Genomic DNA, 16,161 nt, shown 5'->3' with positions numbered 1-16,161 from the left:
CCGTCTATTTACGCCCTTTACGTACTTTAAGCTGCATACGTTTAATCGTAGTATGTTGCATGACTTCCAGCACGAGCGGTCCTTTGCCATTCAGGATTTCCACATCCGTCACGTTATCCAGAATCGTGATAATCCCGATATCGTCCGCACTTACGCCTTCGATCTTCGCAATGGTTCCTACAAAATCAACCGCACGAAGTTTCTTCTTCTTGCCTCCGTTGAAGTTCAGCTTCATAATCTGCTGGTTTAACTGCTCACGCTTGTCCTTTTTGCGTTCAGGGGCGATCTTGAGGCGTTTCTCGAATGCTTCCCGGCAGCGGTCTACCTCATCTTCTGAAGGTGCTTTGACCACAGGAATCTCAAACCCAATGTAGGATTCGATCTCCGCAAGACGTCTACCATCCTTTGGCGTGACCAAAGTGAAGGCTCTACCTGTTTTACCTGCACGGCCCGTGCGGCCTGTACGGTGTACATAGCTTTCTTTTTCAAGCGGGATATCATAATTGATGACATGGGTGATGTTCGTGATATCAATTCCACGCGCGGCAACGTCAGTGGCGATCAGATAACGGAATTGTCCACGTCTGAAGGCATTCATCACTTCGATTCGCTCATCCTGCTCCATACCACCGTGGATGCGATCCGCTGGATAGTCCAGATCAGCCAACACGCGGAACAACTTATCGACATTCTCCTGCGTGCGGCAAAATACAATGCTACTGTCCGGGTTTTCAGTAATCAACAAGTCCTGAAGCAGTGCAGTTTTGTTCACTTCCGACGTGCGAATTACGGCATGTTCAATCGTCGCTGTAGTCAGTCCGCTAGCCTTGATCTCGATTTCTACGGGGGTGTTCATATATTGACGTGAAAGCTTCGCTACATCTTCCGGGAACGTTGCGGAGAACAGCATCGTTGTCCGTTCCTGCGGCAATGCCTGGATAATCGCTTGTACCGTCTCGATAAAGCCCATGTTCAGCATCTCATCTGCTTCATCGATGACCAGATATGCGATGCGATCCAGCGGCAGCGTTCCCCGTTCAATATGATCCAGAACCCGGCCTGGTGTGCCGACAGCCACGTGGGTTCGTTGTTTCAGCTCGGCTTTTTGAATGTGAAAAGGGGATTGTCCATACAGTGCGGTAGCTTTAATACGTTTAAAGCGCCCGATGTTGGTAATATCTTCGTTGACCTGCAGGGCCAGCTCCCTTGTGGGAGTCAGGATCAGGGCCTGCGGTTTATTCTCGTTCCAGTCCACCAGCTCGCAGAGAGGTATACCGTATGCGGCTGTTTTGCCGCTACCTGTCTGTGATTTCACAACAAGGTCTTGATTCTCCAAAGCAACGGGAATAACCCGGGTCTGAACTTCGGTGGGATTCTCGTAACCCAGGCTGTCCAGTGCTTTGACGATCTCTTCCCCTAAGCCATAATCTTTAAAATACTGCTTACTCATCGTTTACCTCTTTTGCGTTTAGTTTTGAAATGCAGTCTGCTCACGTTATTTTGGTCCCAGTAAGGATTGAGGTGATGATCTTACTCTTACTTACCAGCATTGCACCGTACATGCATCATATACCTGCCTATTATACTCTATGTTCACGGGAAGCGCGTGGGAAATAAAGAGACTGGCCTTCTGAACATCGGCTCACCCCTATATACCGACGAAGGTAGTTATGGTCATTGTCCGCACCCGCATTATTCTAACATTGCTGTAACATAGTCCTAATCGCAAGACTTGAGCATCTCGGTGCGTCAAACTCACTACACATGCGCAAGAAGGTGCATGAGGTGCAGTTCTGAAATGTATTTTCCTGCTTGATCGTTGTAAGATCACAACGAAATCTTTCTTCTGTTTCGTCCGTTGCTGAAGGCTGATGCCATTATTTCCCTGGCAGGGGATTAATCTCATGTCGAGCGAGCGATTCAATAGCAACCCTAATATGTGCAAACGTTCCACGTGAAACGATTTGTATCATTCCACAGAGATCTTTCTCGGGTAGTGAACTCATATTAAGATATTAAGAAAAGACGATACCCCCATCATTACATGGGGGTATCGTCTTGATACATACGGTGTTATTTTAGAATACTCACATATTTGCCGTAAACGTATGCCGTCTGTCCATCCAGCTTCACTTTGACCCAGCCATAGGCATGGCCTGTGCTAACTACCTCAAGTATCGTACCTTGTGGTACAGAAGTAATCACTTTAGATTTGGAAGATGCACCCGCACGTACATTCAAATGAGTGGCTGTAACCCTCGCTTGTTTGCCTGGAACTCCGACACTTGGCTTACCATTGCCCGATGAAACAGATGGTTTACCTGGTTTCGGAGTACTTGGTTTTGCCGCTCCAGGTGTAGGAACCGGAGTTGGATTCGGCTTCGCTGGAGTTGCCGGTTTCCCCGGTGCAGGTGCTGGAGATGGAGAGTTCCCGCCATTGCCTTGACCATCTACAGCTTTGCGAACCTTGTTCAACTTCTGGTAGAAAGCACCTTTCGTTTTTGCGCCTTTGAATTGTGCTGCATCTACCCCTGCTTTGGAAGAGAGAGCTTGCATCTCATCTTCAGTTATAGCATCCAAAATATTAATGGAGGCAATATTGGTGTACTTGCCATCTTCTGTTGTCGGCACGGTCATAATGCCAGCATTAATCAGTTCCACGACATCTGCACGCTCCGGTGTAGTCAGGTCTACGCCGGTGATTTTCCAATGTTGCTGCACTTTCGGTTCGTAGACACCTTTCATCACGTCTTTCAGATATGCGATAGACAGATTACGGATCGTGCCTTGAATCTCACCAAAGGCCGAAGCATCCTTAGAAGACCAGAGTTGTTTAAACTTACGTCCTTCAAGAGCTCCGCCTTTGGCAACCAGTGCTTCCATTCGATAAGCATTCATGCCGAGCTTGAGTGTATCATCTGCCTGAACCGTTTTTCCGTTACTGTACTTCAAATGGGTAATGCGGCTACCATATGGCTTGGTCAGGTCGATCTCATAGGTCACACCGCCGAAGAAATCATCGGTGCTGTACTTGGAAGCACGTCGCTTCGGATCAAAGCTGATGGTCACATCTCCGGGGCGAGTAGAGTTGAAGTATCCTGCAGACCATTCCATGTAATCCTTCAGATCACGTCCGGTCACTTCATATACCGTCACTTCACCAAATGTGTACTGGTAGTTAAACGCAATATCTTTTTTCTTGATCGGGCCAACGTCCAGCTTGGCTTTGTCATTATCGATCTGATGCGCAACAACGTCGGCATCACTGTAATGGAGCATAACTTCGGTGAAAAAATCAGACAGTGGCGTTTCCTGAATCTGCACAGCAGGGATGCCTTTGATCTCATCTGCAGGAACCAGATTGGTGCCTTTCAACTCCGCTACCTCAATGTTAGCGTCGGCACGGGCGAACTCGTGGAACGGGTGCAGTGTTTTTTCCAAGGAAGGATCGGAAACTTCATAGGTGCCGTCTGCCTTTTTGACAGCCAGTGCTTTCGCTTCTTTACTCTTAAGCACAACCTTACCGTTCTCTTTAGCAAACGTCAGGTCAATACGTGACATGTGTGTACCGTATTTGTTAGGCTCGGAGATCAGCACGCCGTTCACGGTCTGTGACTCGATCAGCTGATGCATATGTCCGGCAAAAATAGCAGCCAGCTCCGGGTTGGCATTGGCAATGTCCGTGACGCCGGTTCCCGGTTTGCCGTTCTCGTTATCCAGTCCCATATGCATGAGGCCAACCATTACATCCACTTTGCCTTTCAGCTCGGCAATGGCTTTGCGAGTCTCTTCCACAGGGTCTTTGACAATGACACCATTCAAGTGATCCGTTCCTTTTTCAAACTCGGTAATCATCGGGGTATTCATTCCAATCACGCCTACTTTGATACCGTCCTTCTCGATAATGGTATAGGCAGGCATGTAACGGTCGCCATTTTCTTTGAAAATGTTACCAACAAGCGCCTGGCCTTTGAACTGAGAAGAGATTTTCTCCAGTACGTCCAGGCCAAAATTAAATTCATGATTCCCCATAACCCAGGCATCATAGTTCATCTCGTTCATGGCCACCATCATCGGTGACTGGGGTTGATCATTGAACAATTCGGCAGAATTGTCCTGAATCATATCTCCCGCATCCAGCAGGATAGTGTTGGGATTCTCAGCACGAACTTTTTTTACCATCGTATAGAGCTGTGTCATGCTTCCGGCAGGGTTGGGGCCATCCAGTGCGTAGTCCCATGGCATAAAGCGACCATGAATATCAGATGTGCCAAGCAAAGTAATCTTAGTCTCTGGATCTGCTTCAGCTGCGTGAGCATCTTCCGAAGCAAGCGGCGCGAGCAGCAGGGAAGTACCTAATAGAATGGATAATGACCAACTAGCGAAACGTTTTAAACCATGTGTGCGCATGTGTAATCTCCCTTGTGTTCTAGTGTGTGTATTTAACGTATTCATTCCATACTAGAGAAACATCAACGCAATGTAAACGCAGATGTAACATATATGTTCGATACAGTTGAATAAAGTGGGGGAAAAGATAAAGCAATAGGAAGTATATTTTTCAAAGTAAATAGTATGTTTTATATGTGTATAAAACCAAAATTATCCATTATGATGTCCTTGTAAGCGCTTTATAAAATAAACCCAACCAAGGAGGAATATTATGTTGAAGTCCAAATGGTTTAAGACGGTAGGTACGCTTGCTCTGGCAGGTGTGCTGGCCGCGTCAGTCGCGGTGGGCAGTGTCAGTGCCGGATTGGCTAAAGGAAGTAAATTCTTGGGGAATATTATAGCTAGCCAGGTACCAAACAATTTCAGTCCGTACTGGAATCAGGTAACTCCAGAGAACTCCACCAAATGGGGTGCAGTAGAAGGCACGCGTAATGTGATGAACTGGGGCCAGGCAGATATGGCTTACAACTATGCGAAGAACAATAATATGCCTTTCAAATTCCATACGCTTGTGTGGGGTAGTCAGGCGCCAAACTGGATCAATAGCCTTTCAGCTACGGATCAGCGAAACGAAGTGCTCCAATGGATCAGAGCGGCAGGCCAGCGCTATTCCCAGTCCGAGTTTGTCGATGTAGTTAATGAGCCGTTGCATGCGAAGCCAGCCTTCCGTAATGCGATTGGCGGAGATGGACAGACAGGTTGGGATTGGGTTATCTGGTCATTCCAACAAGCAAGACAAGCTTTCCCGAATTCCAAATTGTTGATCAATGAATATGGCATTATCGGTGATCCTGCGAAGGCAGATCAATATATCCAAATCATCAACCTGCTGAAAAACAGAGGTCTCGTTGATGGCATCGGTATTCAAGCGCATCACTTTAATATGGACAACGTATCTGTGAACACGATGAACATCGTTCTGAACAAACTGCAAGCAACGGGTCTTCCAGTGTATGTATCCGAGCTAGATATGACTGGCGATGACAATACCCAGTTGCAACGTTACCAACAAAAATTCCCGGTACTGTGGAAGCACCCGGCTGTTAAAGGTGTTACGCTGTGGGGTTATAACGAAAACCAAACTTGGGTTAGTGGTTCCCATCTGGTAAGAAGCAATGGCACAGAGCGCCCTGCAATGCAGTGGCTGAAAACCTACATGGCGAACAATCCTTAAGCCCAGGTGCGGACCTTGGAGTTGGACAATTGTATAACTACTGTAGTAGTACAAGTACAAGTAGAATGGATTCGCTCTATCAGCTAAAAATCGTTTGACCTGCATTTTCCCCTCAAATAAGAGCCTGTCCCGTTATGATATGGGACAGGCTCTTTGGCTTGTAGAAATATCATGCCATGTTTACGTTTCTTACCATTCTGCATGGTGTTTTAATTCGCTGTAATCACCATGCTGTTAAAGGAATCAGCCTCTAGCTGCACATGAATCGTTTTTCCTTCGGCGAACGTCAAGCGAAGGTCGCGGCGATCCGGGAACGGATTGTTAACAACGATAACGAGGCTGTTATCCGGGTTACGGAAAGCAACGGCTTTGCCGCTCCATGCTCCAGAGAGACCCAGCCGGCGAGCACCGTTAACGATATGGTGAGCAAAATGTTTCATGACATAATACTCTGGATTACGAGTGACGTCCTTACTTGCAGGATCAACGGTGATCATTGAGTTTTGCTCCCAGCCCCATGTGCTACGTCCTTTGGGCTCAAGCACCATATTCCAATAGATATAGGCGTTGACGCCGTTACTGAAATAGTGTTGATAGAGGTTATACACGTGCTTGGCATAATTCCACGAGTTATGACCATCCCCACACTCATTCTCGGTTTGCATATAGCGAAGCTCCGGGTAACTAGCAACGGTACGCTGAATGGCATGTTTGCCTGCCCATTGGTATCCAACCCCCTTAATATAGGAGTAGGCTTTGGGATCGCTGAGCACCAGTCCGGCATATTCATCGAATCCGGTTGTTTTCTTTTTCATCAGTTCTTCCCACGGATCAGGCGCATTGATCGTACCCAGCCAAATTTCGGTGTCCAGCCCATGTTTGTCAAAAGCCGGCCCTAGATAATCAGCGATAAATTCACGCAGCTGTTCACCTGTCCACATGCAGGAAGGGAACTTCTGATCCGCGATCACTTCATTCTGCACATGTACCTGATGAATCGTAATGCCTGCTTCACGGTAGGCTTCAACAAACTTCACAAAATACAAAGCGTAGGCTTCGAGAATGTCCTTTTCCCAGCGCAGTGTTCCGTAGTTGTAAGCTTTGGGGAACTTCATCCAGGTTGGCGGACTCCATGGCGATGCGAATAATTGCAAATCCGGGTTATAACTCAAAGCTTCCTTGATATAAGGGATCAGATATTTGAAATCTCGTTCGATGGAAAAATGGTCCATCGCCACATCTCCGTCTACTTCGTTGTGGCTATACCACTGCTCTGCATAGTCACTCGCGCCAATCGGCAGACGACAGATCGTGAACCGATGTTCCCCTTCCGGGTGGAACAGGGAATGCATGACTTCGTGCCGCTGCTCGTCACTTAAATGGGCCAAAGCCAAATAACCCAGTTCATTGAAGCAACCACCGAACCCTTCAACCAGCTGATGCTGCTCACCGGTTAATTTTAAGTTAGCGCTTTCATGAGTGGTTGAAAAAGATAACTCGTTCCACGGCTCTGTAGGTGTAGTCGAAAATCCGTTAAACGTAAATGTCATATGATGATCCTCCTCGTAGGCTGGTGAGTAATCCTTTTGATTACGTTAAGTATACCAACTTCCGTTGCAAAAGCAGATGTGCTAATCCGTGCAATATTTACCCTAATCCAAGGTGGTTCGTTTGGTAATGAAGCATTATAGAGTGGGAGGGAGTAGGTCACTACACCTATTGTGCTCATGTTGGCTTTAATTATGGGATCACCAGATAGTGAGCACGATATACCCTATTCCTCTGAAAAGAGAAAAAATCCCCGCTCACAATGCAGCGGGGTTATGGTTATTTGTTTTCAAAGATCAGAATCGTTTTACTCTTGGCGATATATCCAACGGTTGTATGAAGCTGCTCTGAAATAAATCGAATTGGAACGTAGGCATTGCCATCCTTCATTAACAGCGGAGCATCATTCATGATGAGTTCATCGTTAACGGTGACCTGCTTGTTGCTTACGCCCCAGCGAATGGTTTGATCCTCTTGTGTAATGACTGCTTCGCGTGTACCGCTGTTCCAGTTCACCCGAGCATTCAAATGCTCGGATACAAAACGAAGAGGCACGTATGTCCGGCCTTCATCGATGAATGGAGCCGCATCCAGTTCGTATGCACGGTCACCCACATATGCCGTGGCAGACCCTTCGATCAGGCGTTGAAAACGACCCTGAGGCGTACGCTTCTGCTCTCTGACATTCATCTCGTTCAGTAGTTGCATCGTATGACTGCCACTTGTCACATCCAGATAATTGTTATGTACAGTAAGCCCGGCATCAGCTGTCTCTGTCATCACGTTTGGTGTGCTTAAGGACATAGAAGTGGAAGCAGAGATGTTGTCTACGCTTGGTACACCTGAATTATCCGGTGTGAAGGATAATTCGGAGATTGGTGTCAGATCCCATATCCGGTTGTCCGATAGCTTCAAGACGTTTAGTTTGGTTAACTTGCGTAGCGGCTCCAGATTATAGATCTGATTGGACTCCGCATTGAGCTCCGTTAAGTTTGTTAATGTTGCGATGTCGCTCAGTTGCTGGATCTGGTTACCCGAGATATCCAGTTTCCGCAATTCTGTCAGGTGGCTCAGGGGCGCCAAGCGAGATACATGGTTACCTGCCACATTCAGCTCACGCAGGGTATCTGGCAACTCTGCGAGAGCATCAAGTGCTTCAATCTGATTGTTAGCCACATTCAGCCGCTTCAGCTCAGTCTGTTCCGTAAGTGGTGTAAGATCTGTAATGAAATTATTTGAGATTTCGAGCCATTTCAGCGTATGTAGCTCTGTTAGGGCATTCAGGCTTAGAATCTGATTGCCGCTGGCATGCAATGTATGTAGTCTGGGGAATTCCCGCACGACGTCAATGGAGGATATTGAATTGTTACTGATATATAGACGTCCCAGTTGCCGTAAAGCCGCAAGAGGCTGAATGGATGTAATGTAATTGTTGCGGACATCAATCTCGCGAAGCTCCGTCAGGTGTTCCAGTGGTGTGAGATCTGTAATTTCATTACCGTACAGACGCAGATGGGTTAAATTTACGGCATGTTCCAGCCCGGAAAGACTCTGAATGCCGGCATTGCTCAGATCCACCATACGAAGCTGCTTCAGATCTTTGGATGTCAGGGGTTCACCTACAGGGATGTTCAGAATCAGCTTCAGTCCTTCTTCGAGCGCGGGATCTTTAATGAGGGAATGATCTGAATCATCGAGCACGTATGCCTTCGCTTGCCCCGCCGTACCTATACTTAGAATACATATCAACAATAATAGTGCGATTCTCTTCATTACATGCCTTCCCTCCAAATCATAACATCTCTTATTATTAACCCGTCTTGGGGATATAGGAACAGTGATTTTATAACGTTTATCTATCTATACTTTTATTCTATATGATAAGGCCCATGCCCTGCACTTTTTCAGCATAACTTTGTGCAAATTAAAAAAATTTGCATGATGATCAATATAGTTGCATCACACTGTATTCAACCCCATCTTGAAAAGGGTAAGGATGTACAGAGGTTATATGCGGAGAGGGAGATGTATCGATGAGGAAAGCAATGATCATTAGCAATCCGTCGTCAGGCAAGGAAAAAGCAGAGCAATATGTATCCCAGGTTCGGGCTATTCTGGAATCCAGTCAATACGCAGTCATGGTTAACGAAACAGCCGGGGAAGGGGATGCCACCCATTACGGTCTGCATGCCTGCAAAGAAGGGTGTGATCTGGTCATCTCGATCGGGGGAGACGGCACATTACATGAGACGATCAACGGTATGCTGGATCAGGAGCATCGTCCTCTTCTAGGCGTTGTTCCACTGGGAACAGTGAATGATTTTGCAAGGGCGTTACATATCTCCCTTGACCCGGAGGAAGCGCTCGAGCAGTTACGTTCGGAACAGACCCGGTCGGTAGATCTCGGCCTGGTGAATGGACGACTGTTTGCCAATGTGTTGGCAGCCGGCTCCTTGGCGGAGGCGTTATTCTCGGTTTCGTCAGAGGAAAAATCAAAGCTGGGATCATTCGCTTATCTGAAAGAAGGCTTGAAGGATCTGGTAAATACACCGGCAAACGTTTTGAAGATCGAATATGACGGGCAATTCTGGGAAGGAGAGACTCCGCTTTTTGTGGCAGCACTTACCAACTCGGTCGGAGGATTCGAAAAATTGTCACCGGATGCAGCGGTAGACGACGGATTGATCCACTGCTTTGTGATTCAGAACATCGGTGTGTTCAACAGCTTGACCTTAGGCACTTCACTGTTCTTCGGCAATCTGAAGGCCCATAAGGACGTGCACTATTTTACAGCCAAAGAAGTGCGTGTTCGCTCCGACGAAACCATCCGTACGAATGTTGATGGAGAGGAAGGCCCAGCTTTACCGATTGATATCCGTGTATTGCCTGGTTATATGAAGGTGATCGTGCCGGAAAAAGATTAATGATTTCTGCCCAAGGCTGGGCAGTATGACTTAAAACAAATCATTTCTCCATATAAATGTAGGGAAAGTCTATTGAAACCGATTGCAGATGTGTGTCACAATCATAGACGGAAGACAAGCATGGACGTACATATACGGATATGTATCAGTGTCCCATGCGCATAAACTATTTTTGAATAATGGAGGGGAAACATCTTGAGAACCATTAAACTGGGCAGCAGTGCACTCGATGTGCCTGTAGTTGCTGTAGGTTGTATGCGAATCAATTCTTTGGATAGTAAGGATGCGGAGCATTTTGTACGTTCTGCTATGGAAGTAGGCGCGAATTTCTTCGATCACGCCGATATTTACGGCACAGGGACATGTGAGGAGATTTTTGCCGATGCTGTGCAGATGAATCCCCAAGTTCGTGAGAATTTGATTCTTCAATCCAAATGCGGCATTCGCAAGGGTATGTTTGATTTCTCCAAAGAGCATATCCTGAATTCAGTGGATGGCATTTTGCAACGTCTGAGAACGGAATACCTGGATGTGTTGCTCTTGCACCGCCCGGACGCACTTGTGGAGCCGGAGGAAGTGGCCGAAGCATTCGATCAGTTGGAGCGTGAGGGAAAAGTGCGTCACTTCGGCGTATCCAACCAGAATCCGAACCAGATCGCATTGCTCAAAAAATATGTCAAACAGCCTCTGGTAGCCAACCAGCTACAGATGAGTATTACCAACACGACGATGATCGATAGCGGCATCAACGTGAATATGGAGAATGACGCTGCGGTGAACAGAGATGGCAGCATTCTGGATTACTGCCGTCTGCATGATATCACCATTCAGCCGTGGTCTCCGTTCCAATACGGATTCTTCGAGGGGGTATTCCTTGGCAATGAGAAATTCCCGGAATTGAATGCCAAGATCGATGAGATCGCTGCGAAGTATGACGTGAGCAATACAACCATTGCGATTGCGTGGCTGCTTCGTCACCCTGCGAAGATGCAGCCTGTGACAGGCACAATGAATATTGAACGTCTGCAAGATTGTGTGAAAGCAAGTGAAGTTCACCTCACTCGTCCAGAGTGGTATGAAATTTATCGCGCTGCAGGGAATGTACTGCCTTAAGTCACATACATTGAATATGGAGTAAAAGTGAAAATACGCCGAATGCGTAATGATATTCGGACAAATGACACGAGCCCGCCTGGCTCGTGTTTTTTTGTGCAGTTGGGTCTTGGAAGAACAGACCATTTCGATATAAAATATAGATACATATTTTCTCGCTCTAAAAGGGTTAAAATGTAATTAATACAAATTAGTTGAAATTATTTTATTGAAAAGCACGTACATATTACATATAATTACTTTTGCATATACCTGTAATCTTGCTTTTGGTGTTTTTATTTTGGAGGGTGGTGTTCCCTTGGAGCCGACAACAACCACGATACGCGATCATTTAGCAAGCTATCTGAAGCGTGAACAGATGTCGATCAGTTTATTTTCAGAGCTGTCCGGAATTAATTCTGGCACACTCAGCAACATTTTGAATAAAAATCGACCTATCTCCATGCAGCAGCTGGACCGTATTACGGTAGCTATGAAGCTGGCAGCGGGCCATTTCTATGAGTTGTATATTGATGAGTGCTTTGTGCACGCAACGCCGGATTGGCGGAGGTTAGGTCCTTTTCTGCATCGATGTGCTGAACTGGATAAGCTGGACTGTATCGAAGAGGTCGTCCGTCTCATGATGGATAATCTTTCGTATATCCCGATGTTATTTGATGTGGCGGAGGAGTTCTATCATGCTGGTAAATGGAAACCGGCAACTCTCTTATATGAAACAATCGCTGAAAGTGAGAAGATGCAACATTCCGAGCGGCTTGCGCTCTGTCAGTATCGTCTGTTCAAGCTCGGACTGTCGAATGATCAGCAACGGAATGTTATTATTGCGGCTCAATTTGAATATTATGTGGACCGGCTGGATGAACGCTATCAACTGGATGCATTGAATGAACTGATTAATGCGTTTGCCTCGCTTCATCGGTGGAGTAAGGTACAGGAGTTGTCAGAAAAACTGCGAGTGAAGGCAACTATTCACTATGAATTGAATGGGAGAAAGAAAGCGGAAGAAACGAAAAGACCAATTATTTTCTATGTTATGTATGCTTATTTGGCATCGGGAAGTGCTTACTTCCATTTAGACAACTATGAGATGGCCCTCAAATATGTTTCGTTATACACCGATTCCTCCTGGGTCAAAAATCCGGATCATGAAGAAATGGTTGTTATTCAACAATTTCAGGAATGGGCTGAGGGGAATCGTTATATATATCAATTAATGGCTGGACAGTTTGAAATTCTTCCCCAGTATCTGGCCTACATTTCAACAAAAGAGAACGAGATCTTTCCAGCGCTATGTGATATTGTTACTGCGGCGAATCGATACGATATGGATATCGATGATGTATTAGAAGAGTATGCACCGCATTTTACTTATCAGGAGCAACGGAACCGAATTGGAAAAGTCAGCAAGCAGGTTACGGATGATCGTTATGTTCGATTATTGGCTGGATTGGGCAAGTATTATCTGAAGAGGGATCACTTTGCACAAGGTTTAAATTTTGTGCTGGATAGCTTAAGATTTTCTATTGAAATTAGTGATGGACGAGGTATGCTTAGAAGTGTCGGACTATTCGAACAATACAGGGATTATGCGTCCGATACTGCTATACAGCAATACAAAATCTTGATTGGTGAGGTGCAAAAAATCAATGAAGAAAAAACTGGCTTTGCTGATAGTTACTTGTAGTATCGCGGTGAACATCCTGCCGACGGTTACCGGGCCATCTCCAGTCAAGGAAGATACCCCTCCTCCAATCTACCGAACGAATGATCACGGTTTAGGGACATAAGCCTGAGCCACAGAACGCTCCTGAATAACTCAGAGGCGTTCTTTTTTGTATGTATAAACGATCCGGTAACGTATGAAGAGCGTATCTGTCATACCCTCATTAAACTATCGATTGGCATAATAAGCTAAAATATGACAAAAGGAGGGGGTGCTATGGATCGTATGGAATTAAAATCTCAGATAGAAGACGCGAGACAACAGCTGCATCAGATACATCTGCAATACGGTAGCCTGCTTCATCCTGAAGTGATTAGACAGTCCGTACTCCTTGACGCTCTCCTGAACCAATATAACCGAATCCGTGTGGAGAAGTTAATCAATTAACAAAGGTCTATTTACATTTATGTTCTTGTATACTATAGTTAGTTACATGAGTAACTAACCAACTAACTAAGAGATGAAAAATTAACCCAAAGATAAGACACACGCAGAATCAATATTATGTATGAAAGTTGGAAACAGATGAAATCGACTTTGGATGAATCCCAGCCTATTTTTCATCAGATCGCCATGATGATCATGGATGATATTGTGGAAGGCAGATTGAGGGTGGAGGAGCAGGTTCCCTCGACGAATGAACTGTCACGCTTTTACAATATTAATCCGGCTACGGCGCGAAAGGGGCTACAGGAGTTGGTAGACAAAGGCATCATATACAAACAGCGAGGTGTGGGAATGTTTGTTGCCAAAGGAGCTAGAGAAGCCTTGCTTGTTGAACGAAAGCAACATTTTTACGAAGAATACATCAAACCTCTACTTGAAGAAGCCAGACGTATTCGGATGGACGAGGACATGATTATTGATCTGATTCGCGGTAAGAAGGATAAGGAGAGTGAAATATGATTCATATGGAGCAGGTATGTTACAGCTATCAAAAGAGTAAACCCTCTATTCTGAACAGTGTCACCCTGCATGAGAATGAACCTGTCATTGGTGCAATTTGGGGAAGGAACGGTGCTGGTAAAACGACGCTAATGAGCCTGCTCGCCGGACATAACCGCCCTGACAGTGGCACCATTCAAATTATGGGTCAGAACCCGTACAATAATCTGTCTGCTCAAGGACATCTATGTTATATTCAGGAGAATCATCCGCTTGGTAAAAACTGGACAATAAATGATCTGGTCACCATCGGATCACATTTCCATTCACAATGGGATCAACAACTTGCCAAGCGGCTCATCGATGTATTCGACCTGCCTTCCAAACAGAAAATGGGTAAATTTTCGAAGGGCATGAAGACAGCTGCTCAAATTATTCTGGGGCTGTGCAGTAATGCGAGTGTAACGATTATGGATGAGCCTACGAATGGACTCGATGCCGAGAAACGAAAACTTTTCTATGAAGCATTATTGGAAACGTATGAAGATAACCCCCGTCTGATTCTGATATCAACGCATCATATTGAAGAGGTACAGCCTTTGTGTGAAACGCTGATCGTGGTACATCAAGGAAAAGTATTATATCATCACCCCATGGAGGAAGTACGTGAGCGCGGGATTCTTCTAACAGGGTTAATTCAAGAAGTTGAGCTGGCCTCTATAGGTGCTAGTATTATTGATTCTGCTCGTATGGGCACAACCGGCAAAGTGATGATTGATGATGTGTATTCGAAGGAATGGGTAGCCAAGGCTAAACATCACGGGATTTCCATTGAAAAAGCAATGCTTCAGGATTATCTGGTGAATGTAACGCGGAAGCAGGAGGAGGTGAGAGCATGAATGCAGTAAAAGGAACGAATCGGCTGATTTTAGATGACATGCGTTTATATTTGATCATCTTTACATCCATTGCACTTGGGTTGACAGCAGTCTATGTGGCGATTGGTTTTCTGTTTCATGTCAGTTATTCATCGCAATTGTTCGGGCCGATGTATGGAGGGATCTGTACCTTTGCCATTGCGGGTCTGATCACGCTCTACCCGGTGGCTATTGGTATGGGCAGTACACGGATTCAATTCATGAAATCTTTCTATATGATGGGAGCCTGTATGGTTGTGGGCACGATGATCATTCTGCATGCGATCTATGGGGTCGTTCATCTGCTGAATGTCGGAGGATGGCTACAGGTCACGTTGTACCAACCGGGAATGCTCTATTCTTCGAGTTATCTTGTGTTTCCTTATCTGTGGATTGACGTGATGCTGGGGCTCTTGGTACTCGGTCTATCTGTTTTCTTGACGGTTTGCTGGATTCGGCTGGGCCTGCGTAATTTCCTGATTCTGTTGTTTGGCTTGGGCTTAGTGATGTCGCTGGTGGTTGCATTTGGAGATATGAGACAATTCACGCTCTGGATTGCCTATCAAAATCGAATGCTCGTATTCACGGTGCTGGGTGTAATCGGTGGCGCGCTGCTTCTGTCCACCTATCCCATGATGAAGCATGCTCCGTTGGTACGCAAAAGCAGCAAAGACTAACTGTGATGAATTACAGAGTTTAAGCCGTTAGGGGAACGCAAATGAGGATGTTCAGTAATAATTACTACCAGTAATTAGGCACGAGGGATAAGAAAAACACGAGGACTATGCTCGCCTCGTGTTTTCGTTATTTTTTCACATGGGTTGTACTCTAATCTATGCTTGGGCTTGTGGTTTGAAACCTTCCTCTTCAAGATACTCGCCAGCTTCACCCCGTGATTCAAAAGCCATCTCTAGTTCCTGACCAGCATATACACACCACATGTCATTGTCATATTTTAACGTAAGTGTGTGTCCCTCTTCATTGATCCAGATACCACCGCCTGATGACAGGGTGACCGGGGCAGATTCTTTAGGGGATGGTACGTTCTCAGTCACTTCAACTGCGTCTGGATTATGAGACATCGCTTTGAGCGTTGCATCCAGCAATGTACGCAGATCTGCCTCGGAGTAATCACGGACATTGACGAACCCTTTGGCATCCGTCTCGTAGTTCGGCAATAACCCTGCATAGATATAACCGTTACCGTTAGGGTGAATATGGAGTGCTACAATTTTTTTCTCGTAGGCACTGTCCTCGTAGTGGAAATTCACACGACCCAGAGAAACATTTTTGCGCTGCAACTGTGGGTACGACTCGAGAATTTCAAGCTTTTGTTCAACGTTAAGCATATGTGCCTCCTGTTACTGTTAGGTAGTGGGATTATACCACAGGTGAAGGCTGGAAACATCCTATCTTCTGTCCGTG

At 45.8% G+C, this 16,161-nt stretch carries 13 protein-coding genes; 8 read left to right on the top strand and 5 right to left on the bottom strand.

Going from position 1 to position 16,161, the window contains the following annotated elements; genetic code table 11:
* Window positions 1-4 precede the first annotated feature (4 nt).
* Complete coding sequence (locus Q9R46_RS19210; protein ID WP_311281361.1) at window positions 5-1,450, bottom strand: DEAD/DEAH box helicase; 1,446 nt, start codon at window positions 1,448-1,450, stop codon at window positions 5-7.
* A 623-nt stretch (window positions 1,451-2,073) separates the two neighbouring features.
* Entirely contained in the window at window positions 2,074-4,410 is a 2,337-nt protein-coding gene (locus Q9R46_RS19205) for a 5'-nucleotidase C-terminal domain-containing protein (RefSeq protein ID WP_311281360.1), read from the bottom strand.
* A 253-nt stretch (window positions 4,411-4,663) separates the two neighbouring features.
* On the opposite strand from Q9R46_RS19205, the gene Q9R46_RS19200 reads away from it, so the two are divergent.
* Window positions 4,664-5,626 (top strand): endo-1,4-beta-xylanase, encoded by a 963-nt coding sequence (locus Q9R46_RS19200; protein WP_311281359.1) that lies wholly within the window; start codon window positions 4,664-4,666, stop codon window positions 5,624-5,626.
* A 209-nt stretch (window positions 5,627-5,835) separates the two neighbouring features.
* On the opposite strand, the gene Q9R46_RS19195 is transcribed toward Q9R46_RS19200, so the two are convergent.
* Window positions 5,836-7,176 (bottom strand): glycoside hydrolase family 30 protein, encoded by a 1,341-nt coding sequence (locus tag Q9R46_RS19195; protein WP_311281358.1) that lies wholly within the window; start codon window positions 7,174-7,176, stop codon window positions 5,836-5,838.
* Between the two features lie 277 nt (window positions 7,177-7,453).
* Complete coding sequence (locus Q9R46_RS19190; RefSeq protein WP_311281357.1) at window positions 7,454-8,947, bottom strand: leucine-rich repeat domain-containing protein; 1,494 nt, start codon at window positions 8,945-8,947, stop codon at window positions 7,454-7,456.
* Between the two features lie 260 nt (window positions 8,948-9,207).
* Between Q9R46_RS19190 and Q9R46_RS19185 the strand changes: the two genes are divergently transcribed.
* The 7 genes from Q9R46_RS19185 (at window position 9,208) to Q9R46_RS19155 (ending at window position 15,413) form a co-directional block, all read left to right on the top strand.
* Window positions 9,208-10,098, top strand: coding sequence for a diacylglycerol/lipid kinase family protein (locus Q9R46_RS19185; protein WP_311281356.1), 891 nt, complete (start codon window positions 9,208-9,210; stop codon window positions 10,096-10,098).
* A 195-nt stretch (window positions 10,099-10,293) separates the two neighbouring features.
* Entirely contained in the window at window positions 10,294-11,211 is a 918-nt protein-coding gene (locus Q9R46_RS19180; RefSeq protein WP_311281355.1) for an aldo/keto reductase, read from the top strand.
* A gap of 298 nt (window positions 11,212-11,509) precedes the next feature.
* Window positions 11,510-12,895 carry a helix-turn-helix domain-containing protein gene (locus Q9R46_RS19175; protein ID WP_311281354.1) on the top strand — a complete coding sequence of 462 codons (1,386 nt, stop codon included), beginning with the start codon at window positions 11,510-11,512 and terminating at the stop codon, window positions 12,893-12,895.
* A 255-nt stretch (window positions 12,896-13,150) separates the two neighbouring features.
* Entirely contained in the window at window positions 13,151-13,321 is a 171-nt protein-coding gene (locus tag Q9R46_RS19170; RefSeq protein ID WP_311281353.1) for an aspartyl-phosphate phosphatase Spo0E family protein, read from the top strand.
* Between the two features lie 138 nt (window positions 13,322-13,459).
* Window positions 13,460-13,840 carry a GntR family transcriptional regulator gene (locus tag Q9R46_RS19165; protein ID WP_145335268.1) on the top strand — a complete coding sequence of 127 codons (381 nt, stop codon included), beginning with the start codon at window positions 13,460-13,462 and terminating at the stop codon, window positions 13,838-13,840.
* A complete protein-coding gene (locus Q9R46_RS19160) occupies window positions 13,837-14,718 on the top strand; it encodes an ATP-binding cassette domain-containing protein (RefSeq protein WP_311281352.1) in 882 nt (293 codons plus the stop codon). The genes Q9R46_RS19165 and Q9R46_RS19160 overlap by 4 nt, the downstream gene beginning before the upstream one ends.
* Window positions 14,715-15,413 carry a hypothetical protein gene (locus Q9R46_RS19155; RefSeq protein WP_311281351.1) on the top strand — a complete coding sequence of 233 codons (699 nt, stop codon included), beginning with the start codon at window positions 14,715-14,717 and terminating at the stop codon, window positions 15,411-15,413. Before Q9R46_RS19160 ends, Q9R46_RS19155 begins: the two co-directional genes overlap by 4 nt.
* Window positions 15,414-15,569: 156 nt before the next feature.
* Here Q9R46_RS19155 and Q9R46_RS19150 read toward each other — a convergent pair whose 3' ends face one another.
* A complete protein-coding gene (locus tag Q9R46_RS19150; RefSeq protein WP_311281350.1) occupies window positions 15,570-16,085 on the bottom strand; it encodes a hypothetical protein in 516 nt (171 codons plus the stop codon).
* Between the last annotated feature and the right edge of the window lie 76 nt (window positions 16,086-16,161).

The sequence above is a fragment of the Paenibacillus sp. RRE4 genome, from assembly GCF_031844205.1.
Taxonomy (GTDB): domain Bacteria; phylum Bacillota; class Bacilli; order Paenibacillales; family Paenibacillaceae; genus Paenibacillus; species Paenibacillus xylanexedens_B.
The sequence above is the reverse complement of the archived record's forward strand: the minus strand, read 5'-3'. Positions and strand labels throughout refer to the sequence as shown.

Bases quoted from the DNA above. Each gene is read 5' to 3' on its own strand.
- Q9R46_RS19170 (WP_311281353.1), top strand. From the start codon at position 13,151: ATGGATCGTATGGAATTAAAATCTCAGATAGAAGACGCGAGACAACAG.
- Q9R46_RS19165 (WP_145335268.1), top strand. From the start codon at position 13,460: ATGAAATCGACTTTGGATGAATCCCAGCCTATTTTTCATCAGATCGCC.
- Q9R46_RS19150 (WP_311281350.1), bottom strand. From the start codon at position 16,085: ATGCTTAACGTTGAACAAAAGCTTGAAATTCTCGAGTCGTACCCACAG.
- Q9R46_RS19190 (WP_311281357.1), bottom strand. From the start codon at position 8,947: ATGAAGAGAATCGCACTATTATTGTTGATATGTATTCTAAGTATAGGT.
- Q9R46_RS19195 (WP_311281358.1), bottom strand. From the start codon at position 7,176: ATGACATTTACGTTTAACGGATTTTCGACTACACCTACAGAGCCGTGG.
- Q9R46_RS19210 (WP_311281361.1), bottom strand. From the start codon at position 1,450: ATGAGTAAGCAGTATTTTAAAGATTATGGCTTAGGGGAAGAGATCGTC.
- Q9R46_RS19205 (WP_311281360.1), bottom strand. From the start codon at position 4,410: ATGCGCACACATGGTTTAAAACGTTTCGCTAGTTGGTCATTATCCATT.
- Q9R46_RS19185 (WP_311281356.1), top strand. From the start codon at position 9,208: ATGAGGAAAGCAATGATCATTAGCAATCCGTCGTCAGGCAAGGAAAAA.
- Q9R46_RS19155 (WP_311281351.1), top strand. From the start codon at position 14,715: ATGAATGCAGTAAAAGGAACGAATCGGCTGATTTTAGATGACATGCGT.
- Q9R46_RS19160 (WP_311281352.1), top strand. From the start codon at position 13,837: ATGATTCATATGGAGCAGGTATGTTACAGCTATCAAAAGAGTAAACCC.
- Q9R46_RS19200 (WP_311281359.1), top strand. From the start codon at position 4,664: ATGTTGAAGTCCAAATGGTTTAAGACGGTAGGTACGCTTGCTCTGGCA.